Below are 21,848 nucleotides of genomic sequence, written 5' to 3' on the forward strand. Positions count from 1 at the left end.
GCTTGTCTCACTCTCTGTTGCAAGAGGCAAGAGGAGATCCCGATGGAGTTTGGTCTGAGCGAAGAGCAGGAGATGATCGTCTCAACCGTCCGCTCTTTCGTTGAAAACGAGATCTATCCGCACGAGGACATGGTCGAGAAAACCGGTCAGGTGCCCCTGGAGCTCGGTGAGGAGATCAAGCAGAAATGCATTGATCTCGGCTTCTACGCCTGCAATTTTCCGGAAGAGGTCGGCGGCGCCGGGCTCAGCCATCTGGATTTCACGCTGGTCGAGCGTGAACTCGGTCGCGGATCCATGGCCCTCAACCACTTTTTCGGCCGTCCGCAGAACATCCTGATGGCCTGCAGGGACGAACAGCGCGAGCGCTATCTGCTGCCTGCCGTGCGCGGCGAAAAGATGGACGCGCTGGCCATGACCGAGCCGGATGCCGGCTCCGATGTGCGTGGCATGAAATGCCAGGCCGTGCGCGACGGCGGCGATTGGGTGATCAACGGCTCCAAGCACTTCATCTCCGGGGCGGAACACGCAGACTTCTTCATCGTCTTTGTCGCCACCGGCGTCGACGAGACACCGAAAGGCCCGAAGAAACGCATCACCTGTTTCCTGGTCGACAGAGGCACGCCGGGCTTTGAAGTCCGCGATGGCTACAACTCCGTCAGCCATCGCGGCTACAAGAACTACATTCTCTATTTCGACAAGTGCCGCTTGCCGGACGCACAGGTTCTTGGCGAGGTTGACGGCGGTTTCGACGTCATGAACGAGTGGCTTTACGCGACTCGGCTGACCGTTGCGGCCATGAGTGTCGGCCGCGCCCGCCGCTGTTTCGATTATGCCGTGAATTATGCCGCTGAACGCAAGCAGTTCGGCCAGGCCATTGCCAAGTTCCAGGGCATCGGCTTCCAGGTCGCCGACATGATCACCGAGATCGATGCGGCGGACTGGCTGACACTGGTCGGCGCCTGGCGCCTCGATCAGGGGCTGCCCGCCAACCGCGAGATCGCCAGCGCCAAGGTCTATGCCACGGAAATGCTGGCCCGTGTCACGGACACGACCTTGCAGATCTTCGGCGGCATGGGTCTGATGGACGACTTTCCCATCGAACGCTTCTGGCGTGACGCAAGGGTCGAGCGCATCTGGGACGGCACCAGCGAGATCCAGCGCCACATCATCAGCCGCGACATTTTCCGGCCGCTCGGGGCCTGATCCATGCGGTCCCTGGAACGTCTGCTCCGGCCGAAATCCATTGCCGTCATCGGCGGCGGCACCTGGTGCCAAAACGTCATCGGAGAATGCCGCAAAGCCGGTTTCAATGGTGCGCTCTGGCCCGTCCATCCGAGCCGAGACGAGATTGGCGGGATCAAAGCCTTCCGCTCGGCAGACGAGTTGCCATCCGCACCAGACGCGGTCTTTATCGGCGTCAACCGGAACACTACCATCGAGGTTGTGGCCAGCCTGGCGCGTCTTGGCGCCGGCGGCGCGATCTGCTTCGCCTCCGGTTTCAGTGAAGCCGCGAAAGAGCTCGCCGATGGCGCGGACCTGCAGGCAGCCCTGGTTGACGCAGCCGGGGAGATGCCGATCCTTGGCCCGAACTGCTATGGTTTTCTGAATGCGCTCGACGGCGCGACACTCTGGCCGGACCAGCATGGCCTGACACCCGTGGAAAGCGGTGTTGCCATCATCGCCCAGTCTTCGAACATCGCCCTCAATCTGACCATGCAGACCCGCAGTCTGCCGATCGCCTACCTGATGACGGTCGGCAACCAGGCACAGACCGGTCTGTCGGACATCGGCGATGCGCTTCTTCAGGATGAGCGCGTCACGGCCATCGGTCTTTACATCGAGGGCCTTGACGACCTTGCGGCCTTTGAGGCCTTTTCGCGCCGCGCTCATGCCCTCGGCAAACCAGTCGTTGCCCTGAAGATCGGCCGATCGGAGGCCGCGCAAGCAGCAACACTTTCTCATACCGCATCGATGGCCGGCAGCACGGCCGGCTCCGATGCCCTTTTCAAACGCCTGGGCATCGCGCGTGTTGACAGCCTGCCCGCGCTCCTGGAGACCCTGAAACTTCTGCATGTCGCCGGTCCGCTCGAAAGTGCAAACATTGCGTCCATGTCCTGTTCCGGGGGCGAGGCCAGCCTGATTGCCGACACCGCGGTCGGCCGGAACGTGACCTTCCCGGCGCTGACCGACAGCCAGCGCGCAGCTTTGACCGATGTCCTCGGCCCCAAGGTCGCGCTCGCCAACCCGCTCGACTATCACACCTATATCTGGGGTGATGAAGCTGCCATGAGCCGCTGCTATACGGCCATGATGCAGGGCGATCTTTCGCTCGGGCTCGTCATTCTCGACATTCCACGGCAGGACCGGTGCGATCCCGCGGCATGGCTGAAAGTGTTCGACGCGGTGGAAGCGGCCCAGACATCTTCCGGTCGGCAGATGGCCATTCTGAGTTCCCTGCCGGAGCTGATGCCGGAGGCAATTGCAAGCGAGCTGATCGCGCGGGGCATCGTCCCGCTCTGTGGTTTCGAAGAAGCCCTCACGGCCATCGAGGCCGCTGCCCTGTTCGGGCGCCCGCTGCCGGCCGATCCAGTGCATCTGCCCGGCCCGGTCCGTGATCCGGAGCTTCTGGACGAGAGCGAGGCCAAGACGCTCCTTGCAGAACACGGGCTCAGAATACCGAAACACCGCAACGCCGCCAATTCTGTGGAGGCCGCAAGCTGCGCTGAGGAAATCGGCTTTCCGGTTGTGCTCAAGGGCACCGGCATTGCCCACAAGACCGAGGCAGGTGCTGTCGCGCTCAACCTGACATCCGCCTGCGCAGTCCAGGAAACCGCTGAAAAAATGCCGACGGCGACATTCCTTGTGGAAGAGATGGTCACCGGAACGCTGGCCGAGCTCCTGATCGGAATTGTCCGAGATCCGGCCCATGGCTACGTTCTGACGCTTGCTGCGGGCGGCACCTTGACCGAGCTTTTGAAAGACAGCGTCTCGCTGATCCTGCCTGTCGGCGATGAGGACATCCGCACGGCCCTTGAGACCTTGAAGATCGGCCGCGTGCTGACGGGCTATCGCGGCATGCCTTCCTGCGACACCGAGGCGATCATTTCTGCCGTTCTTGCCATCCAGGCGCTTGCCTGCAGCGCACCGGTCGAGGAAGTTGAAATCAATCCCCTGCTCTGCGGCAGGGACTTTGCCATCGCCGCCGATGCGCTGGTGAGACTGGGAGGAAACTGATGGAAGGTCCCATCAAGACCGAAAGACGTGGCCATATTCTGGCCGTCACGCTGGACCGGCCCAAGGCCAATGCCATTGACCTGGCAACAAGCCGGATCATGGGCGACGTCTTCACCGATTTTCGCGATGATCCGGAGCTGCGCGTCGCCATCGTTACCGGTGCAGGCGAGAAATTCTTCTGCCCGGGCTGGGATCTGAAGGCCGCTGCCGACGGCGATGCAGTCGACGGCGACTATGGCAAGGGCGGCTTCGGAGGTCTCCAGGAACTGCGCGGCCTTAACAAGCCGGTGATTGCCGCCGTCAACGGCATCTGCTGCGGCGGCGGGCTGGAGCTGGCCCTGTCCGCAGACATCATCCTGGCCGCAGACCATGCCACTTTTGCGCTGCCCGAGATCCGTTCCGGCACGGTTGCCGACGCCGCCAGCATCAAACTGCCGAAACGCATTCCCTATCACATCGCCATGGAAATGCTGTTCACCGGCCGCTGGATCAATTCGGACGAAGCGGCCCGCTGGGGCATGATCAATCACATCCATCCGGCGGCCGACCTGATGGATCAGGCCTGGAAAATGGCCGAGCTGCTCGCCTCCGGCCCGCCACTTGTCTATGCCGCGATCAAGGAAATCGTGCGCGAAGCCGAAGACATGAAGTTCCAGGATGCGCTCAACCGCATCACCGGAAGCCAGTTCCAGACGGTGGAAGCACTTTACCGCTCCGAGGACCAGATGGAAGGCGCACGCGCCTTTGCCGAAAAACGCGATCCGGTCTGGAAAGGCCGCTAGGAGACCCGAATGCCCCTTCAAATGAACCGCGACGTCTTCATCACCTGTGCCGTCACCGGCTCCGGCGGCACCCAGGACAAGTCTCCGCATGTGCCGCGCAGCCCGAAGGACATTGCCGACAGCGCCATCGATGCTGCCAAGGCAGGCGCAGCCATCGTGCACTGCCACGTGCGTGATCCGGAGACCGGCGCGCCGTCCCGGCGCCTGGACTACTACCGTGAAGTCACCGACCGCATTCGCGATGCAGATGTCGACGTGGTCCTGAACCTGACGGCCGGCATGGGCGGCGACATTGTCTTCGGTTCGACCGAGGCGCCCCTTCCGGTCAATGACAGCGGCACGGACATGATCGGTGCCACCGAACGCATGGCCCATGTGCGCGAGTGTCTGCCGGAGATCTGCACACTCGACTGCGGCACCATGAATTTTGCCGAAGCCGACTATGTCATGACCAACACCCCGGGCATGCTGCGGGCGATGGGCGCCATGATGACGGAGCTGGGTGTCAAACCCGAGATCGAGGCCTTCGACACCGGCCACCTCTGGTTTGCCAAGCAGCTGGTCAAGGAAGGCACACTTGCCTCCCCTGCCCTCGTTCAGCTGTGCATGGGCGTTCCCTGGGGTGCGCCGAACGACCTCAACACCTTCATCGCCATGGTCAATGCCATTCCGCAGGACTGGTCTTGGTCGGCCTTCAGCCTCGGCCGGGACCAGATGCCCTATGCAGCGGCGGCGGTGCTTGCCGGCGGCAATGTCCGTGTCGGGCTGGAAGACAACCTGTTTGTGGAAAAAGGCGTTCTCGCCACCAATGCCCAGCTGGTGGAAAAGGCCGTCGGCGTTGTTGAAGGCATGGGTGCCCGGATCATCGGCCCGGACGCCGTGCGTGCGCAACTTGGCCTTACCAAGCGCGCACCAGTGGCGGCCTGACCATGAGCCGGCGGGTGCTCATCACGGCCGGCGCCTCGGGCATCGGCCGCGCCATTGCCGAGCGGTTTCTGGCAGATGGCGACACGGTCGCCATCTGCGATGCCGATCCGGTTGCGGTCGAAGCCTTTTCCGCAGCTCACCCGGGGGCGGTCGCTGCAATTGCCGATGTCACCTCGGAAGAGGACATGAAGGCGTTTCTGGCGGCGCTGGAAGCTGATTGGGGCGGCGTGGACGTGGTCTGCGCCAATGCCGGCACCGGCGGACCTGCGGGTTCCATCGAGACACTGGACTATGACGAGTGGCAGCGCTGCATTGCCACCAATCTGCATGGTGCCTTTCTGACCTGCCGTTGGGCGGCCAGGGTGATGAAGGCGCAAGGCCACGGCCTGATCGTGCTGACTTCCTCGACCGCCGGTCTTTACGGCTATCCGTTCCGCTCTCCCTACGCGTCCGCCAAATGGGCCATTGTCGGCCTCACCAAGACTCTCGCCATGGAACTCGGCTCCCACGGTATCCGCGTCAACGCGGTCTGCCCCGGCGCGGTGGAAGGCGAGCGTATGGACCGGGTCGTTGCCATGGAAGCCAGGGCGCGCGGCGAGACCGAGGACATCATTCGCGACAGCTATGTCAAAGGCGTTTCCCTGAAAACCTGGGTAACGGCAGACGACGTTGCCGGCAGCATTCACTTTCTGGCGTCCGATGCCGGCGCCCGCATTTCCGGACAGATTCTGGCCATTGACGGCCACACGGAGACACTCGCACCATGACCCAAAAAGCATGTATCGTCGGTGGCGGCGTAATCGGTGGTGGCTGGGCCGCCCGCTTTCTTCTGAATGGCTGGGACGTGGCGGTGTTCGACCCGGACCCGGAGGCCGAACGCAAGTTCAACGAGGTGCTGGCCAACGCACGCCGCAGCCTGCCGTCCCTTTACGACAAGCGCCTGCCGCAGGAGGGCAACCTCACCTTCCACACAGATCTGGCGGACGCCGCAAAGGGCGCCGACTGGATCCAGGAGAGCGTGCCGGAACGGCTGGAGCTGAAGCACAAGGTCCTTGGCAGCCTGACGGAGCTCGCCTCCGTCACCACCGTTATCGGCTCCTCCACATCCGGTTTCAAACCCTCCGAACTCTGCGAGAAGGGTGCACGCGCCATCGTCGCCCACCCGTTCAATCCGGTCTATCTGTTGCCGCTGATCGAACTGGTCGGAGAGCCAGGCGAAACCGGGCGCGCCGCGGAGATCCTCCGGTCCATCGGCATGTACCCGCTGACCGTGCGCAAGGAAATCGACGCCCATATTGCCGACCGTTTTCTGGAGGCGGTCTGGCGCGAGGCCCTGTGGCTGGTCAAGGACGGCAACGCCACGACGGAAGAAATCGACGAGGCCATTCGCATGGGTTTCGGCCTCAGATGGGCGCAGATGGGGCTCTTCGAGACCTACCGCGTTGCCGGCGGCGAAGCGGGCATGAAGCACTTCATGGCCCAGTTCGGTCCGGCGCTGGAATGGCCCTGGACCAAGCTGATGGACGTGCCGGAATTTACCGACGAGCTGGTGGATCTGATCGCCGGTCAGTCGGACGCCCAGTCGGGCCACCTGACCATCCGCGAACTGGAGCGTCTGCGCGACGACAATCTGGTCGGCATGATGCGCGCCCTGAAAAAGAACGGCAGCGGCGCCGGTGGTGTCCTGCTGCGCCATGAGCAGGCCCTCGCCAACCCTGATCCGGTTGAGCTGCCGGTCACTGTGGACCGGCAAATCCCGCAAAGCTGGACCGATTACAACGACCACATGAACGAGGCCCATTATCTGGAAGCCGGCGCGGCGGCCACCGACCGTTTCATGGAACTGATCGGCGCGGATGCGGCCTATATCGCCTCCGGCAAGAGCTACTTTACCGTTGAAAACCACCTTCGCTATCTGGATGAGCTCAAGGCGGGTGAGCGCCTGATCGTCACCACGCAGGTGCTTCAGGGCGAAGGCAAGAAGATGAAACTGTTCCATTTTCTGAAAAACGGCGCTGGCGACGTGGCTGCCACCATGGAAACCATGCTGCTCCATGTCGACCTGACGACACGGGCGAGCTGCCCGCCGACACCGGATGTCGAGGAAAAGCTGACGGCGTTTGCCAAGGCCCATGCGGTGCTGCCGCTGCCTGATGGCGCCGGGCGTTATGTCGGACAGCGGGGCTGAACGGAACGCTCCGCCGAAACGTCAATTGAGATCCTTCAGCAGGCGCCCGTGTTTGCGCGTCTGCTGAATGACATCGCCGAAAGTGTCGTAACCCTGTGACGACAGGATCGGCAGCAGGCGGCACAGGGCTTCAGCTGTGGCATAGGCATCGCCCAACGCCGTGTGTCTGAGTTGCTCCGGGATTGTCACACCCAATCGAGCACACAGGGCGTCCAGCGTATGTTCCTCGTTGGTGCCGAACACCACCGCCGAAAGCAGCACCGTGTCGAGGATCGGGTGATCCCAGGCCAGGCCGGAGCGCCGCCCGTGTTTCTGCAGGAAAGCCATGTCGAACGGTGCGTTGTGGGCGACGATCACCGCCTCCCGGGCAAAATCGTGGAAATGCGCGACCGCGACCGCCGGCTCCGGTGCATCAGCGACCATCTCGTCAAAGATGCCGTGAACTTTCGTTGAGGCAGGCGGTATCGGCCGGCCTGGATTGACCAGCTGGTCCAGCGCCTCACCTTCCACAATCCGGCCATTGACCACTCGAACGGCACCGATCTGGACGATCTCGTCCTTGTTCGGCATCAGTCCGGTCGTTTCCGTATCGAAGACAGCGAAGGTCAGGTCTTTCAGCGGTGTGTTTTCGATGGCCCGTTCGCTGCCGCGTTCAGACAGATCGAAATCGAAGATCAGCGGCCGCGCCGCCTCCGGCGCCAAACGGGCATCGGCGCCGTCGATCAGGATCATGTAACCCGAAGCTTCGCTGAGTTTCTTGAGACGCAACTGAAATGTCAGCCTGTCACGAGCACCGCGCACACTGACATCAACCTCTTTCCGGCTGCCCTCCAGCTGAGCGAAGGCGTCGAGCAGATCGTTTTTTGAAAAATAGTCGAAGATCGACGCACTCAGCCGCGGCACCTGCACCTGGCCGAGAATATCGGCCGCCTGCCCGTCATAGAGCATGATCCTGTGGGCGGGGCTGACCAGAACGATCGCGACGGGGATCTCCGTCAGGAGCAGCGCCAGATGCGCTCGTTCGGCCATCAGGCGCGTCGTGTCTTCACCCGCAGTCCCGTCTGTTTCGTCCGACATTTCCGAAAGCCGGCCGGTGACAGCCTGCAAGGCAGGTGCAAGATCTCCGAGATAGCGCGCCTCTTCCAGATCGAGCCCCGGCGCGACATCGGCATGCGCGCGCGTCCGCATTGCCGCTGCCAGACGGTTGATCGGCTTGGCGACATTTTCGTCGAAGAGCAGCCAGACCCCCACCAGGATCGCCATAAGGCCAAAGGCGGACAGAATTCCCGCAAACAGGAAACCCGAGCCGATGTCCGTTTCGTCGATACGCCTGTAGCCGACATAAAGCGCTGCCAGAACCACCAGGCAGCTGGCGGCGGCGACGCCTGCGAACATCAGGAAGATGCGAAGCCGCAGATTGACCCCGGTCAGCATCACCCTGTCCCGCACACCGTGGCAACGATGGGGTCTTCTTTCGAAACATGCGTCCAGGTGATCCCGGTCACCTCACCCGCGGCCTCGAAATTGACGCCGTCCACAAGAGCGGCCCGGCGCAATTCCGTGCAGTCCGCGATGACCGGCAGCTTGTTGACCGGTGACCAGCGCCCGAAGAAATAGGCCTCGACCAGTCGCAATCCGGGTTGCTCGGGATGTGTCTGAAGCGATGCCATGTCGATGGCGACAAATCTTTCGACGAACGGCACGATGTAGGTCCAGGGACGGTAGAAGGCCTTGCTCTCGACGGTTTGAGCCACGACCACCTCTGCCGGCAGCGACTGCCGCGTCCGGTCATACCAGCCATATTCATTGGCGATCGTCGTTACGATCATGGCCGCCCCGGCGGCAACGGGCGCAAACCACCTTGGCAAGCGCCCGCCCAGTAGCCGGTTGAGCAACATCACCAGCCCGGCCCCTGCCAGTCCTGCTACCAGCGTTGCGATCAGTTCCACAAACATCGTTTCCTCCCGGCGGTTTCGGCCCGTGCTCCGGGCGCTGTCCTGTCCGCCTAGCTCAGCATGCCGCGTCCATGGCCGACGGCCGACTGCATGGTCTTGACCACAACAAACGCGTCCCGCAAATGACTCCGCTCAAAATCGGAGAGCGTCGACGGCTGCAGGAAATTGTCGGGTGCGGCGCCCTGCTTGACCAGGTTGGCCTGGTGCAGCAGGCGTGTTTCGGCAATCAGATCATAGGCATCCAGAAGATCGCCCGCACCGGACTGGCTCAGCTGCCCCGTCTCGCGCGCTTCCTCCAGGCGGGCCCGCGTGTTGACCACACCGATCTGTCCGCGCAAAGCGTAGATCCTGGCAAGATCGACCACCGGCACAACGCCGTTATGTTTCAGGTCCAGCGTATTCTTGTTTTCGCCCGAGCGGATCGTTGCAAGGCCCCTCAAGAGATTGAGCGGCGGCGTGTGTTTCAGCGAATTGCTGATCATGTGGGCCACGAAGATCGAATTCTCGCTGGCTGCTTTCAGCGTTTGATCCTGCAGGTTCTCAAAAAGGCTTTTGTCGCCTCCAATGGGCCTGAGATCGAACATAACCGAACTGAGCATCTGCGCTTCCGGGTTCGGCTTTGCGATCCAGCCCTCAAAGTAACTTTTCCAGACCCGCATCGGCTGGCACCAGCGCGGGTTCGTCGCCATCATGTCGCCCGGACAAAAGACATAGCCGCAGGTGTTCAGCCCGTCCGTGACCAAGCGGGCAAGCTCGGCAAAATAGCCGGTCTGATCGGCTTCCGTCACGCTGTCATCCAGGAACAGACAATTGTCCTGATCGCTCACGCCGGTCTGTTCCTGCCGGCCCTGCGAACCACAGGCGAGCCAGAGATAGGGAACCGGCGGCGGTCCGAGTGTTTCCTCGGCAAGCGCCAGAAGCCGGCGGGTTGCCGTGTCCGCGATATCGGTGATCAAACGAGTCACCACTTCATGGCGGCTGCCACCGGCCACAAGCTGCACCAGCAGCTTCGGAATGCGGGCGGTCACCCTGGCAATCTCCTGCGCGCTGTCGCAGCGGGAGATCTCGCCAACCAGTTCAGCCGAACTGACCGCCTGAAACGTTGTCAGGTCTGTTTGTGTCACGATGCCGGCAAGCCGCCCGGCTTCGACAATTGGCACATGCCCGATCCGCCGCTCCATCATCAGGTGCAGCACGTCGGACCCGATCGCCGAAGGCGGCAACGTCACCGGATCGGCCGTCATGACGGCGCTGACGGGTGTTTCCGGACTGCGCCCTTCCGCCAGCACCTTTCCGGACAGATCCCGGATCGTCACGATGCCGGTCAGGGCTGCATCGGCGCCTGTCACACAAAGCGAGGACACATGATTGTCGCGCATGACGCTGGCGGCAAACTGAACCGTATCGTCCGGCCGGCACGTCAGCGGTGCCGACGACATCAGGGTCGCGGCGCGGGTCATGGCGAGTTCATTGCCCCGGGCCTGATTTTTCCGGGCCCGGTCGAAGAACCGCGCGACCGCTGGCTGGGAGCGCATCAGGCCGTGAAAGACATCCGGTGGCAAGACGAAAAGTGTTGTGTCTTCGGTCGTCCGAGCCGAAGTCACCGCAATGCCGTCCAGCATCAGACCGCGCTCACCGAAGGAATTGCGCTGGCTCAGCTGGCTGAGGATTTCGCCATTTTCGTCGCGAACCTCGACACCGCCTTCATGAATCAGAAACAGCCCGCGCAGCATGTCGCCGAGATCATAGACGACAGTGCCTGCCAAAAGCCGCCAGGGCTCGATCTGGCCCGACAGCACCTCCTGGTCGGTCTCCGGCAACGCATCGTAGGGATGCACTGTCTTCAGGAACTTCAGGATCTGATCAGCGGTCAGGGTCATGAACTTGGCCTGGCTTATGAAACCGAAAGATCCTGCCCGGTGCGGACCGGGCAGGACAAGTCTGGGAGGTCGGGGGAGGTGTCAGTCTCCTCCCCCGGAGCTTTGTCAGTGCGCCTGGGCGACACCCGCACCGCGCGGTACCCGAACGCTTTCGACCAGGTCCTTGATCTCCTGCGGAGTTTCCTTGGTCATGCCGGTCACGATATAGGCCACCACGAAGTTGACCGCCGCACCGATGGCACCAAAGGAGGTGGACTTGATCGTGCCAAGCAGCGGATCAGCATCGGTGAAACTGTTGGTGCCCGGGATGAAGAACCACCCCTTGTGCAGGAAGATGTAGACCAGGGTCACGACCAGGCCTGCCAGCATGCCGGCAACCGCGCCCGTGTTGTTGATGCGGGTCGAGAAGATCCCCATCATCAGCGCCGGGAAGATCGAGGCTGCTGCCAGTCCGAAGGCCAGCGCCACGGTTTGCGCCGCAAAGCCTGGTGGATTGAGCCCCAGATAGGTTGCCACCACGATCGCGACCGCCATGGCAATTCGTGCGGACAGAAGTTCCTTGCGCTCCGAAATGGCCGGATTGATTGCCCCCTTGATCAGGTCATGACTGACCGCCGAGGAAATCGCCAGCAGCAAGCCGGCCGCCGTAGACAGGGCCGCGGCAAGACCGCCGGCAGCCACCAGACCGATCACCCAGCTGGGCAGGTTGGCAATTTCCGGGTTTGCCAGAACCAGAATGTCCCGGTTGAACTTGGTCAGCTCGTTACCGACCCAGCCCTTTTCCTCGGCAAGCGCCTGCATCTCGGCATTCTTGTCGTTGTAGTACTGGATCTTGCCGTCACCATTCTTGTCTTCCCAGTCGAGAAGACCGGTTTTCTGCCAGGTGTCCATCCAGTCATACTTGGGATCGTCTGCGATCTGCTCCACGGCAACCGCACCGCCATTGATGCCGCCATTCGGCCACATCATCTCGGTGATGTTGAGCCGCGCCATGGCGCCGACGGCCGGGGCCGTGATGTAGAGCAGCGCGATGAAGACCAGCGCCCAGCCGGCGGACCAGCGTGCGTCGGACACCTTCGGCACCGTGAAGAAGCGCATGATCACATGCGGCAGACCGGCCGTACCGATCATCAGCGACAGGGTGAACAGCACCATGTTGAAGGTGTCGGAATGGTGGGATGTATAGGAGTTGAACCCAAGCTCGGTCACCACCTGGTCCAGCTTGGTCAAAAGCGGCACACCGGAGGCAACGTCGTCACCGAAGAGGCCGAGACCCGGGATCGGGTTGCCGGTCAGCTGCAGCGAGATGAAGATCGCCGGAATGGTATAGGCCGTGATCAGAACCACATACTGCGCCACCTGCGTATAGGTCACGCCCTTCATGCCGCCGAACACCGCATAGGCGAAGACGACACAGGCCCCGATCAGCAGACCGGTCGTGTTGTCCACTTCCAGGAAGCGGCCGAAGGCCACGCCAACGCCGGTCATCTGGCCGATGACGTACGTCGTCGAGGCGACGATCAGACACACAACGGCAACGATGCGGGCGGTCTGGCTGTAGAACCGGTCTCCAATGAATTCGGACACGGTGAACTTGCCGAACTTGCGCAGATAAGGCGCAAGCAGCAGCGCCAGCAGCACATAACCGCCGGTCCAGCCCATCAGGAAGGTGGAATTGTCATAACCGGTGAAGGCAATCAGGCCGGCCATGGAAATGAAGGAAGCCGCTGACATCCAGTCGGCGGCGGTTGCCATACCGTTGGTGACCGGGTGAACCCCGCGGCCGGCAGCGTAGAATTCGGACGTGGACCCGGCACGGGCCCAGATCGCGATGCCGATATAGAGAGCGAAGGAGCCCCCCACAAACAGCAGGTTTATCGTAAACTGATCCATCGTTTCAGGCCCCCTCAGTCCTCATCCACGCCGTGTTCCCGGTCAACCCGGTTCATCCAGAAGGCGTAGAAGAAAATGATCGCCAGGAAGACCAGGATGGAGCCCTGCTGCGCGAACCAGAACCCCAGGTCCGTGCCACCGACAGCGATGCCGCTCAACATGGGGCGCAGCAGGATGCCGAACCCGAACGAAACCAGCGCCCAGATGACGAGGCTGATCGAAATGATGCGCATATTGGCCGACCAATATGCATTGTTGGATGGTTTTTCGGACATGCAGTCTCCTCCGCCCTAACCCGTTACCTCCAGTCAGGCGTGACTCTGCTCACGACCTGATTGCTGCAACGCAGTGTAGTACCAGCGCCACGGCTGCATTCAAGACTACTTAGGTAGGCACTACTTCCGTATAGCAATACTTAGGTCTATAAACACTTCGATTAACTGATAAGTATTTACCCTGACACGACAGAAAACCAAGAAATAATGAGGCCAAACGACGAAAGTCGAAGTAAAAAACATAATTCACCAAACCAAATCGAAACCTCACACCGAATTTTCGAGACAGGTCGCCATTGTTACGCAAGATTCGACGCAATTACCTGAAAACAACACTGCAATCAAAGCCTGTAAAATTAGAAAACCCAACCAGTCTGCACTGCAAGACAGGTGGATGGCAGATACAAAAACGCAGCCGTCGAGACGACGACTGCGTGCTGGAACACCGGACTTCGCAGCTGCCCGGTCAGCTGGATAGCCTTCGTGGTCAGCCGACGATCAGCTGTTTCAGCTGAAGCGCTTCGTATTCGAGTTCGGTCAGCCGATAGTTGACCACGTCACCAATTGTGATGATGCCCACTAGCACTCCATCGTCGACGACCGGCATATGCCGGAAACGGCCGGCGGTCATTTTGCGCAACACGGAAATCAGGGCATCGTCCGGCTGACAGACCTCGACGGTCTTGGTCATGATGTCCTCGACCTGTTGCGGAAGTGTCTGGCCTGGCGTCTCCGCCAGCCTGCGCACGATGTCGCGCTCCGACAGGATGCCCTGCAATTTGCCCTCCGCATCCTTCACCACAACCGCGCCGATCTTCTTGTCGCGAAGCATCACCACGGCTTCGTGCAGCGTGTTCTGGGGCCGCAGGGAAAAGACGTCGGATCCCTTCTTTTCAAGAATTTTCCGGACGGTCGCCGTCTCGTGGGTGAGATTCGACTCTGTTGTCTGGCTATGCGTCGTAGCCTGCATCTTGTCTTTCCGGCTGGGGGCCTGATAAGAGCTTGGCATGTAAATGGCTCCTTGCTGACTGTTCGCCACTGGCGGGCAAGGACCAGCTTAACCGAAACATGTCGGCCTAAGGAACTCTCCAAATTGGCAGATTTTTTTCTGACGCCCCTGACCGCGACGATCTTCTTCGTGCTCGCCTGTCTGGCGGGCTATCAATATCGCCGCGTCTGGGTGAAAGAGGGACCGCGCTGGAAGCTCTGGCTGTTTGGAGTGATCGCGGCACTCTGCCTGGGCATCGTGGCGTTCATACCGGTGTCCGCGACCTGATTTCAGGCCTCTTTGGCTTCCATTTCAGCAAGCATTTTGCGGGCTCGGGGACACTGGAGCCGGTCGCGCAGCGGGCTGTTCGGATCGATCTCCTTGCTGCAGACCACACAGTGATCCGCATCGGAAATCGCGTTCAGACCGCCGCAGCTGCCCTTGATCGTCCTGCCGGAAAACATCACGCCAACCGCCATCCCGACGATGACGGTCAACAAGAGAGCAAAGGCAAGGACAAAGGTCGCCACGTCAGTTTGGTCCCGTGATCAGGCCTGCAGCTCCTGGAAGCGGCGGCTGGAAGTAGAGGCAAACGTCTTGTCGCCCGCTTCTGCGCTGCGATCAATGAACAAAACCGCGAGGTCCTGCTGGTCGGCGATCTCAAGACCGCGTTCTGTGCCGAGAACGAGCAGCGCTGTTGCCCAGGCATCGGCCAGCATCGTGTTTTCTGCAAGCACGGTGACAGACGCGGTCCTGTGCGTGATCGGCTGGCCGGTCTTGGCGTCGATAATGTGCGAGAAGCGCTTCCCGTCCCGCTCAAAATAGTTCCGGTAATCGCCGGACGTCGCCATGCCGAGATTGCTCACGCTTGCGACCTGGTAGGCCTGACGTGTATGTGCATCCGGCGTTTCAATGCCGATCTGCCAGTTCATGCCGTCGGCATTGCGGCCGGACACATAGATGTCGCCACCGATTTCCACCATGAAGTCGGACAGGCCGAATTCCCTGGCCACCTTGGCCATCTGATCGACACCAAAGCCCTTGCCGATTGACGGCAGGTAGATTTCCGCGTCCGGGTGGCTCTTGCGGATCTGGGAACCGCTGACCTCAAGACCATGGGTCTGACCGGCGACTTCCCGCGCAGTGGCCAGGACAGCCGCGTCAGGGGTGGCGCCATGCGCGCTGCCTTTGGCACCGAAGCCCCAGGCCTCGATCACCGGGCCGAGCGTGATGTCGAATTGACCGTCACTGGCCGCATTGACGTCCCGGGCTGCGCTGACCACACGTGCCAGGCTTTCCGAAACGGTCATCGGATCGGTTGATTTGAACGCGTTGAACCGCGACACTTCAGACTGCGCGTCCCAGTTCGACATTTGCGCGTTGACGTCGGCAAGGCTCTTTTCGAGCGCCGCTTTCAAGGCCGCCTTGTCGACAAAGCGGTCATGGTCGAGGCCGGTAACGGAATAGCTGGTCCCCATTGTGGAGCCGGAAAGCTCGACAAGTTCCGAACCGCCCTTACAGGCGGCAAGGGTCGTCAGCGACATCAGAATGAAGCTGCGCCGGGAGAAAACGATGTTAGTAGCCACGGTACCGTCTCCGATAGATCCTGAGCGACATGGGTCGCGTCCATGGCGCTTTTCATTTGTTTCGAGAGGCAATTCAACAAAAAAATTTCCCTAACCGGCATAATAGTGCTTTTTACGGGAGCAAAAACGTAGCATATGGCGGGCTGTCGAATTCTGGAGGCCAGATGCGTGCAAAGCTTTAAGCTCAAAAAAGGTCTTGATCTGCCTGTGCTGGGGGCACCTGTTCAAGAGATCAGTGGCGAATATGAGCCCGGAACCGCAGCAGTTCTGGCGGAGGACTATATCGGTCTGAAGCCGAGACTGGTGGTTCAGGAAGGTGATGTGGTCGGTGTCGGCGCTCCGGTGTTTTTCCACAAGGACACACCGGACGTCATGGTCACGTCCCCTGTCTCGGGCCGCGTGAAGGCTGTCAATCGCGGCGCCCGGCGCGTCCTGATCAGCGTCGAGATCGAAGTGGATGCCGGCGCAGCCGAGCCTGTGGATTTCTCCGGTGTGGGCGACGCGACGACGCCGGAAGGTCTGACCGAGCGCCTGTGCGCATCCGGCCTGTGGACCTCGTTCCGGACCCGTCCCTATTCCAAGGTGCCCGATCCATCCACGAAACCGGCCGCAATCTTTGTGACCGCAACGGACACCGAGCCGCTGACGGCCGACCCGGCCGTGATCATCGCAGATGCCGGTGCCGCCTTTGAAAAGGGGCTTGAAGCCGTTGCATCGCTGAGCGCGGGCAAGACCTATCTCTGTGTCGCTTCCGGCGCCTCCATTCCCGGACGCGACGTTGCCGGCGTCGAAACGGCTGAGTTTTCCGGACCGCATCCGGCCGGCCTTGCCGGCACGCACATCCATTTTCTGGACGTGCCGACGTCCGAAAAGTCTGTCTGGACCATTGGTTACCAGGATGTCATTGCCATCGGCCGTCTGCTTGAGACCGGTCGTTTCGACCCGAGCCGGGTCATCGCCCTGTGCGGCCCGATGTGCCAAAATCCGCGCCTCGTCAGAACCATTCTCGGCACGTCCATGGAAGAGATTTCCGAAGGACAATTGTCAAGTGACGCGCCGGTTCGCCTGATTTCCGGCTCGATCCTGAGCGGCCGACTGGGCGAAGGCCCGAGCGCCTATCTTGGACGGTATGCCCGTCAGATCACCCTGATCGAGGAAGATCACAAGCAGATCCCGCTGGGCTGGATCCGGCCGATGCCATCCAAATTCGCGTTCCAGCCGGTGCTTGGCTCCGCGTTCTCCAAGAAGCTCTATGCGCTGACGTCGAACCTCAATGGCGGCCGGCGCGCCATGGTCCCGCTCGGCACCTTTGAAGAGCTTATGCCCCAGGACTATCTGCCGACGCAGCTCCTGCGCGCGCTTCTGGTGATGGACACCGACCAGGCCCAGGCCCTCGGCGCCCTGGAACTGGACGAAGAGGATCTGGGACTGGTCGGATTTGCCTGTCCCGCAAAATATGAATACGGCATTGCGCTGCGCGACTGCCTCACCAAAATTGAGAAGGAGGGCTGATCCTTGGGCCTTCGCAACTTCTTCGACCGTATCGAGCCCTATTTCGTAAAGGGTGGCAAATACGAGAAGCTCTTCCCCGTTTACGAGATGGTGGAAAGTTTCATCTACACGCCCAAGACGGTCACGACCGCTGCACCGCATGCCCGGTCCTATGTCGATATGAAGCGGATCATGACCTATGTGGTCATCGCGACGATCCCCTGTATCCTCGTCGGCCTCTACAATGTCGGCTTCCAGGTCAATTCCGCCATCGCCGTTCACGGCGCGTCGGGCTGGCGCGCCTGGGTCATCGAGCTGCTCGGGATCGGTTTCGATCCGGCCAATCCGTTTGCCAACTTCATGCACGGGCTGCTCTATTTCCTGCCGATCTACATCACAACGCTGGTTGTCGGCGGCATCTGGGAAGTGCTTTTCGCGACCGTCCGCGGCCATGAGGTCAACGAGGGTTTCCTCGTCACCTCGATGCTCTATGCCCTGATCCTGCCGCCGTCTGCGCCGCTCTGGCAGGTGGCGCTGGGCATTTCCTTCGGCGTCGTCATCGGCAAGGAAGTCTTCGGCGGCACCGGCAAGAACTTCCTCAACCCGGCCCTGACCGGCCGCGCCTTCCTCTATTTCGCCTATCCGGCGCAGATGTCCGGCGACACGATCTGGACCCCGGTGGACGGTTTCTCGGGTGCGACCGCCCTTTCGGTCGGCGCTTCCGACGGCTACCAGCAGCTGGCGGCCCACGGCCTGACCTGGTTCGACGCGTTCATCGGCATCATGCAGGGCAGCATCGGTGAAACCTCGACGCTTGCCTGCCTGATCGGCCTTGTGTTCCTGCTCGTCACCAAGATTGCCAACTGGCGCCTCATTGTCGGCTGTCTGGGCGGGATGATCGCCTTTTCCACGTTGCTCAATGTCATCGGCTCCGACACCAACCCGATGTTCGCCATGCCCTGGTACTGGCACCTTGTGGTGGGCGGCTATGCCTTCGGCCTTGTTTTCATGGTCACCGAACCGGTGTCCGCCTCCCACACCAATCTCGGCCGCTACATCTACGGCGCCCTGATCGGTTTCATGGTGGTGATGATCCGCGTCATCAATCCGGCCTTCCCGGAAGGCATGATGCTGGCCATTCTCTTCGGTAACGTTTTTGCACCCTTGATCGATTATTTCGTGGTGCAGGCAAACATCAAACGCAGGGCGAAGCGCAATGCCTGACGTGAATGGAAACAACAACAAGGGGTTCATCCGGCGTTTCCTGGATCTGCCGGCGGATTCCGTTCCCAAAACCGTCTTTGTCGCGGTCGCCCTCTGCCTGGTCGCCTCGATGGTCGTATCGGCGGCAGCCGTCGCGCTGCGGCCCATCCAGGAAGTCAACAAGCTCCGCGACAAGCAGATCAACATCCTGCAGGTTGCCGGCCGCTATGATCCTTCCGTGGACATCACCGAAGCCTTCGCCGAATTCGAGCCGCATGTTCTGGAGCTTGCCACCGGCAAGTTCACCGACGCCTTCGATGCCGCCACCTTTGACGACCGCGCGGCGGCCGACGATCCGGCGACCTCCATCGCCCTGACGGACGATCCCGCCTCGATCGGCCGTCAGGCCAAATTCGTAACGGTCTATCTGCTGCGCAACGAAGACGGCAGCCTCGACAAGGTGATCCTGCCGATCCACGGCTACGGTCTCTGGTCGACGCTTTACGGCTATATCGCGCTGGAAGAAAACGCCAACGACATCTTCGGGCTGCAGTTCTACAGCCATGCGGAAACGCCAGGCCTCGGCGCGGAAGTCGACAATCCGCGCTGGAAATCGCTGTGGCGCGGCAAGAAGCTGGCCGATGACAGCGGCGATCTTCTGATCACGGTCGCCAAGACCGCCCCGCCCCAGGGCGAGGACTTTCATGTCGACGCCCTGGCCGGCGCAACGCTGACGACTGTGGGTGTCGACAACCTCGTGCGGTTCTGGATGGGCGAAGCAGGCTATGCTCCGTTCCTTGAAAACATCAAAGCAGGAGAGATCTGATGGCTCAGACCAAGAGAAGCATGCTGATCGATCCGCTGGTCGACAACAACCCGATCACCCTTCAGGTGCTCGGGATCTGTTCGGCGCTCGCGGTCACCTCTTCGCTGCAGGTCTCCTTCGTGATGGCCATCGCGGTGACCTTCGTGACCGCCTTTTCCTCCATGTTCATCTCCATGCTGCGCAACCACATTCCGGGCGCGATCCGGATCATCGTGCAGATGGTGATCATCGCGTCGCTGGTGATCCTGGTCGATCAGGTGCTCAAGGCCTATGCCTACGAGATTTCCAAGACCCTCTCGGTCTTTGTTGGCCTGATCATCACCAACTGCATCGTCATGGGCCGCGCCGAAGCCTTCGCCATGAAGAACCCGCCGATCCCGTCCTTCATCGACGGCGTCGGCAACGGTCTCGGCTACGGTCTGATCCTGATGCTGGTCGGTTTCTTCCGCGAGCTGTTCGGCTCCGGCAGCCTCTTCGGCCTGACGGTCCTGCCGACCGTGAACAACGGCGGCTGGTATGTCCCGAACGGCATGCTGCTGCTGCCTCCTTCGGCCTTCTTCATTATCGGCCTGATCATCTGGGCGTTCCGGACATGGAAACCCGGTCAGGTGGAAGAGCGTGAATACAAAATCCAGACGGTGGACGCACACTGATGGAACAGCTGGTCTCCCTTGCCGTTAAGGCAATCTTTGTCGAAAACCTGGCGCTGTCCTTCTTCCTGGGCATGTGTACCTTCATCGCGGTCTCCAAGAAGATCTCGACGGCGATCGGCCTCGGCATTTCGGTGATGATCGTTCAGGCGATCACCGTGCCCGCCAACAACCTGATCCTGACCTATCTGCTCGCGCCCGGCGCGCTGTCCTGGGCCGGTTTCAGCGACGTCGACCTGACCTTTCTCGGGCTGATCTCCTATATCGGCGTGATCGCCGCCCTGGTGCAGATCCTGGAAATGGTGCTCGATAAGTATTTCCCGCCGCTCTACAACGCGCTCGGCGTGTTCCTTCCGCTGATCACGGTGAACTGCGCCATCCTCGGCGGATCGCTGTTCATGGTGGAACGCGACTACGATTTCAGCGAATCCGTCACCTACGGTCTGTCGTCCGGCTTCGGCTGGGCCCTGGCGATCACCGCCATGGCCGGTGTTCGCGAGAAGCTGAAATACTCCGACATTCCCGACGGCCTCCAGGGCCTGGGCATCACCTTCATCACCGCGGGTCTGATGGCGCTGGCCTTCATGTCCTTCAGCGGCGTCAAACTGTAAGAGGAGAGCTCCGTGGCGACATTCGGACTGGGCATTCTGCTCTTCACCCTGATCGTGCTTGCGCTCGTGACGATCATTCTCGCGGCCCGCTCCAAGCTGGTTTCGGTGGGCAACGTCAATATCAGCATCAACGGCGAGAAGACCATTTCCGTTCCCGCCGGCGGCAAGCTTCTGCAAACGCTGGCCGAACAGAAACTGTTCGTGCCTTCGGCCTGTGGCGGTGGCGGCACCTGCGCCCAGTGCCGGGTCAAGATCTTCTCCGGCGGCGGCTCGATCCTGCCGACCGAGGAAAGCCACATCACCAAGCGTGAAGCAGCCTGCGGCGATCGCCTGTCCTGTCAGGTGGCCGTCAAGCAGGACATGGAAATCGAGGTTCCCGAAGAGGTCTTCGGCGTCAAGAAGTGGGAGTGCACGGTCCGCTCCAACGAGAACGTTGCCACCTTCATCAAGGCGCTGGTCCTGGAACTGCCGGAAGGCGAGGACGTCAACTTCCGCGCCGGCGGCTACATCCAGATCGAGGCCCCGGCCCACCAGCTCAAATACACCGATTTCGACGTCGAGGAAGATTATCGCGGCGACTGGGACCGCTTCAATCTCTGGCAATATCAGTCGGTTGTCGACGAGCCGGTCGAACGCGCCTATTCCATGGCGAACTACCCGGAGGAAAAGGGCATCATCATGCTCAACGTCCGTGTCGCGTCGCCGCCTCCGGGCACCGAAGGCATCCCCCCCGGCAAGATGTCGAGCTACATCTTCAACCTGAAACCGGGCGACAAGGTCACGATTTCCGGTCCGTTCGGCGAATTCTTCGCCCGCGAGACCGAAAAGGAAATGGTCTTCATCGGCGGTGGTGCCGGCATGGCTCCGATGCGCAGCCATATCTTTGACCAGCTCAAGCGGCTCAAGTCCAAGCGCAAGATCAGCTTCTGGTACGGCGCCCGGTCCAAGCGCGAAATGTTCTTCGTTGAGGATTTCGACCAGCTTGCCGCCGAAAACGAGAATTTCGAGTGGCACGTCGCCCTGTCCGACGCCCTGCCGGAAGACGACTGGACCGGCTATACCGGCTTCATTCACAACGTCCTTTACGACGAATATCTGAAGAACCATCCGGCGCCGGAAGACTGCGAGTTCTACATGTGCGGTCCTCCCATCATGAACCAGTCCGTGATCAACATGCTGCTCGACATGGGCGTTGACCGCGAAGACATCATGCTCGACGACTTCGGCGGCTGACACAGCAGGCTGAGATCAACCGAAAAGCCTGGCGCTGGGTCCCCATCGCCAGGCTTTTTGACTTTTCTGACCAGCAAGCGCCCTTCCAAAGCGGAAAACAGCAGCCACCTCCGGCAACACGGCCAG

At 61.1% G+C, this 21,848-nt stretch carries 21 protein-coding genes; 13 read left to right on the top strand and 8 right to left on the bottom strand.

The window, feature by feature from the left end; genetic code table 11:
* Nucleotides 1–42 precede the first annotated feature (42 nt).
* Genes ACO6TG_RS06790 through ACO6TG_RS06815 form a run of 6 tightly spaced genes read left to right on the top strand, consistent with a single transcriptional unit; the run spans nucleotide 43 to nucleotide 7,131 of the window.
* Nucleotides 43–1,203, top strand: a complete 1,161-nt coding sequence (locus ACO6TG_RS06790; RefSeq protein WP_422377478.1) for an acyl-CoA dehydrogenase family protein — start codon at nucleotides 43–45, stop codon at nucleotides 1,201–1,203.
* A gap of 3 nt (nucleotides 1,204–1,206) precedes the next feature.
* Nucleotides 1,207–3,234, top strand: a complete 2,028-nt coding sequence (locus ACO6TG_RS06795) for an acetate--CoA ligase family protein (RefSeq protein ID WP_422377479.1) — start codon at nucleotides 1,207–1,209, stop codon at nucleotides 3,232–3,234.
* Nucleotides 3,234–4,016 (top strand): carnitinyl-CoA dehydratase, encoded by a 783-nt coding sequence (locus ACO6TG_RS06800; protein ID WP_422377480.1) that lies wholly within the window; start codon nucleotides 3,234–3,236, stop codon nucleotides 4,014–4,016. The genes ACO6TG_RS06795 and ACO6TG_RS06800 overlap by 1 nt, the downstream gene beginning before the upstream one ends.
* Nucleotides 4,017–4,025: 9 nt before the next feature.
* A complete protein-coding gene (locus ACO6TG_RS06805) occupies nucleotides 4,026–4,943 on the top strand; it encodes a 3-keto-5-aminohexanoate cleavage protein (protein WP_422377481.1) in 918 nt (305 codons plus the stop codon).
* A gap of 2 nt (nucleotides 4,944–4,945) precedes the next feature.
* A complete protein-coding gene (locus tag ACO6TG_RS06810; RefSeq protein ID WP_422377482.1) occupies nucleotides 4,946–5,710 on the top strand; it encodes an SDR family oxidoreductase in 765 nt (254 codons plus the stop codon).
* Nucleotides 5,707–7,131: a carnitine 3-dehydrogenase gene (locus tag ACO6TG_RS06815; RefSeq protein WP_422377483.1), complete on the top strand. Its 1,425-nt coding sequence runs from the start codon at nucleotides 5,707–5,709 to the stop codon at nucleotides 7,129–7,131. The genes ACO6TG_RS06810 and ACO6TG_RS06815 overlap by 4 nt, the downstream gene beginning before the upstream one ends.
* A gap of 21 nt (nucleotides 7,132–7,152) precedes the next feature.
* Here ACO6TG_RS06815 and ACO6TG_RS06820 read toward each other — a convergent pair whose 3' ends face one another.
* From ACO6TG_RS06820 to ACO6TG_RS06845, 6 genes are all read right to left on the bottom strand, one after another.
* The gene (locus ACO6TG_RS06820; protein ID WP_422377484.1) at nucleotides 7,153–8,565 is read right to left on the bottom strand and encodes an exonuclease domain-containing protein; all 1,413 of its coding nucleotides are present in this window, start codon (nucleotides 8,563–8,565) and stop codon (nucleotides 7,153–7,155) included.
* Complete coding sequence (locus ACO6TG_RS06825) at nucleotides 8,565–9,086, bottom strand: hypothetical protein (RefSeq protein WP_422377485.1); 522 nt, start codon at nucleotides 9,084–9,086, stop codon at nucleotides 8,565–8,567. The genes ACO6TG_RS06820 and ACO6TG_RS06825 overlap by 1 nt, the downstream gene beginning before the upstream one ends.
* A 50-nt stretch (nucleotides 9,087–9,136) precedes the next feature.
* Nucleotides 9,137–10,966 carry a DUF294 nucleotidyltransferase-like domain-containing protein gene (locus ACO6TG_RS06830; RefSeq protein ID WP_422377486.1) on the bottom strand — a complete coding sequence of 610 codons (1,830 nt, stop codon included), beginning with the start codon at nucleotides 10,964–10,966 and terminating at the stop codon, nucleotides 9,137–9,139.
* A 105-nt stretch (nucleotides 10,967–11,071) separates the two neighbouring features.
* Nucleotides 11,072–12,859, bottom strand: a complete 1,788-nt coding sequence (locus ACO6TG_RS06835; protein ID WP_422377487.1) for a sodium:solute symporter family protein — start codon at nucleotides 12,857–12,859, stop codon at nucleotides 11,072–11,074.
* A 14-nt stretch (nucleotides 12,860–12,873) separates the two neighbouring features.
* The gene (locus ACO6TG_RS06840; RefSeq protein ID WP_094071759.1) at nucleotides 12,874–13,134 is read right to left on the bottom strand and encodes a DUF4212 domain-containing protein; all 261 of its coding nucleotides are present in this window, start codon (nucleotides 13,132–13,134) and stop codon (nucleotides 12,874–12,876) included.
* Nucleotides 13,135–13,621: 487 nt separating this feature from the next.
* Nucleotides 13,622–14,143 carry a CBS domain-containing protein gene (locus ACO6TG_RS06845; RefSeq protein ID WP_422377488.1) on the bottom strand — a complete coding sequence of 174 codons (522 nt, stop codon included), beginning with the start codon at nucleotides 14,141–14,143 and terminating at the stop codon, nucleotides 13,622–13,624.
* 84 nt (nucleotides 14,144–14,227) lie between these two features.
* Between ACO6TG_RS06845 and ACO6TG_RS06850 the strand changes: the two genes are divergently transcribed.
* Nucleotides 14,228–14,410: a hypothetical protein gene (locus tag ACO6TG_RS06850; protein ID WP_094071761.1), complete on the top strand. Its 183-nt coding sequence runs from the start codon at nucleotides 14,228–14,230 to the stop codon at nucleotides 14,408–14,410.
* A gap of 2 nt (nucleotides 14,411–14,412) precedes the next feature.
* On the opposite strand, the gene nqrM is transcribed toward ACO6TG_RS06850, so the two are convergent.
* Both nqrM and ACO6TG_RS06860 read right to left on the bottom strand, forming a co-directional pair.
* The gene (gene nqrM, locus ACO6TG_RS06855) at nucleotides 14,413–14,652 is read right to left on the bottom strand and encodes a (Na+)-NQR maturation NqrM (protein ID WP_094071762.1); all 240 of its coding nucleotides are present in this window, start codon (nucleotides 14,650–14,652) and stop codon (nucleotides 14,413–14,415) included.
* An 18-nt stretch (nucleotides 14,653–14,670) separates the two neighbouring features.
* Nucleotides 14,671–15,708, bottom strand: coding sequence for an FAD:protein FMN transferase (locus tag ACO6TG_RS06860; protein WP_422377489.1), 1,038 nt, complete (start codon nucleotides 15,706–15,708; stop codon nucleotides 14,671–14,673).
* Between the two features lie 168 nt (nucleotides 15,709–15,876).
* Here ACO6TG_RS06860 and ACO6TG_RS06865 point away from each other — a divergent pair, with 168 nt between their 5' ends.
* The 6 genes from ACO6TG_RS06865 to nqrF are packed head-to-tail and all read left to right on the top strand — an operon-like array spanning nucleotide 15,877 to nucleotide 21,722.
* Nucleotides 15,877–17,220 (top strand): Na(+)-translocating NADH-quinone reductase subunit A, encoded by a 1,344-nt coding sequence (locus ACO6TG_RS06865; RefSeq protein WP_422377490.1) that lies wholly within the window; start codon nucleotides 15,877–15,879, stop codon nucleotides 17,218–17,220.
* Between the two features lie 3 nt (nucleotides 17,221–17,223).
* Nucleotides 17,224–18,423 carry an NADH:ubiquinone reductase (Na(+)-transporting) subunit B gene (locus tag ACO6TG_RS06870; RefSeq protein ID WP_094071764.1) on the top strand — a complete coding sequence of 400 codons (1,200 nt, stop codon included), beginning with the start codon at nucleotides 17,224–17,226 and terminating at the stop codon, nucleotides 18,421–18,423.
* On the top strand, nucleotides 18,416–19,228 hold the full coding sequence (locus ACO6TG_RS06875; protein WP_422377491.1) for a Na(+)-translocating NADH-quinone reductase subunit C: 813 nt from the start codon (nucleotides 18,416–18,418) through the stop codon (nucleotides 19,226–19,228). The genes ACO6TG_RS06870 and ACO6TG_RS06875 overlap by 8 nt, the downstream gene beginning before the upstream one ends.
* Nucleotides 19,228–19,881, top strand: a complete 654-nt coding sequence (locus ACO6TG_RS06880) for an NADH:ubiquinone reductase (Na(+)-transporting) subunit D (protein ID WP_094071766.1) — start codon at nucleotides 19,228–19,230, stop codon at nucleotides 19,879–19,881. The genes ACO6TG_RS06875 and ACO6TG_RS06880 overlap by 1 nt, the downstream gene beginning before the upstream one ends.
* Nucleotides 19,881–20,489 carry an NADH:ubiquinone reductase (Na(+)-transporting) subunit E gene (nqrE, locus tag ACO6TG_RS06885; RefSeq protein ID WP_094071767.1) on the top strand — a complete coding sequence of 203 codons (609 nt, stop codon included), beginning with the start codon at nucleotides 19,881–19,883 and terminating at the stop codon, nucleotides 20,487–20,489. The genes ACO6TG_RS06880 and nqrE overlap by 1 nt, the downstream gene beginning before the upstream one ends.
* A 12-nt stretch (nucleotides 20,490–20,501) precedes the next feature.
* Nucleotides 20,502–21,722 carry an NADH:ubiquinone reductase (Na(+)-transporting) subunit F gene (gene nqrF, locus ACO6TG_RS06890; RefSeq protein ID WP_094071768.1) on the top strand — a complete coding sequence of 407 codons (1,221 nt, stop codon included), beginning with the start codon at nucleotides 20,502–20,504 and terminating at the stop codon, nucleotides 21,720–21,722.
* The last annotated feature ends 126 nt before the right edge of the window (nucleotides 21,723–21,848 follow it).

It is taken from the genome of Roseibium sp. (genome assembly GCF_965233565.1).
GTDB lineage: Bacteria > Pseudomonadota > Alphaproteobacteria > Rhizobiales > Stappiaceae > Roseibium.

Bases quoted from the DNA above. Each gene is read 5' to 3' on its own strand.
- ACO6TG_RS06790 (WP_422377478.1), top strand. From the start codon at position 43: ATGGAGTTTGGTCTGAGCGAAGAGCAGGAGATGATCGTCTCAACCGTC.
- ACO6TG_RS06795 (WP_422377479.1), top strand. From the start codon at position 1,207: ATGCGGTCCCTGGAACGTCTGCTCCGGCCGAAATCCATTGCCGTCATC.
- ACO6TG_RS06800 (WP_422377480.1), top strand. From the start codon at position 3,234: ATGGAAGGTCCCATCAAGACCGAAAGACGTGGCCATATTCTGGCCGTC.
- ACO6TG_RS06805 (WP_422377481.1), top strand. From the start codon at position 4,026: ATGCCCCTTCAAATGAACCGCGACGTCTTCATCACCTGTGCCGTCACC.
- ACO6TG_RS06810 (WP_422377482.1), top strand. From the start codon at position 4,946: ATGAGCCGGCGGGTGCTCATCACGGCCGGCGCCTCGGGCATCGGCCGC.
- ACO6TG_RS06815 (WP_422377483.1), top strand. From the start codon at position 5,707: ATGACCCAAAAAGCATGTATCGTCGGTGGCGGCGTAATCGGTGGTGGC.
- ACO6TG_RS06820 (WP_422377484.1), bottom strand. From the start codon at position 8,565: ATGCTGACCGGGGTCAATCTGCGGCTTCGCATCTTCCTGATGTTCGCA.
- ACO6TG_RS06825 (WP_422377485.1), bottom strand. From the start codon at position 9,086: ATGTTTGTGGAACTGATCGCAACGCTGGTAGCAGGACTGGCAGGGGCC.
- ACO6TG_RS06830 (WP_422377486.1), bottom strand. From the start codon at position 10,966: ATGACCCTGACCGCTGATCAGATCCTGAAGTTCCTGAAGACAGTGCAT.
- ACO6TG_RS06835 (WP_422377487.1), bottom strand. From the start codon at position 12,859: ATGGATCAGTTTACGATAAACCTGCTGTTTGTGGGGGGCTCCTTCGCT.
- ACO6TG_RS06840 (WP_094071759.1), bottom strand. From the start codon at position 13,134: ATGTCCGAAAAACCATCCAACAATGCATATTGGTCGGCCAATATGCGC.
- ACO6TG_RS06845 (WP_422377488.1), bottom strand. From the start codon at position 14,143: ATGCCAAGCTCTTATCAGGCCCCCAGCCGGAAAGACAAGATGCAGGCT.
- ACO6TG_RS06875 (WP_422377491.1), top strand. From the start codon at position 18,416: ATGCCTGACGTGAATGGAAACAACAACAAGGGGTTCATCCGGCGTTTC.
- ACO6TG_RS06880 (WP_094071766.1), top strand. From the start codon at position 19,228: ATGGCTCAGACCAAGAGAAGCATGCTGATCGATCCGCTGGTCGACAAC.
- nqrE (WP_094071767.1), top strand. From the start codon at position 19,881: ATGGAACAGCTGGTCTCCCTTGCCGTTAAGGCAATCTTTGTCGAAAAC.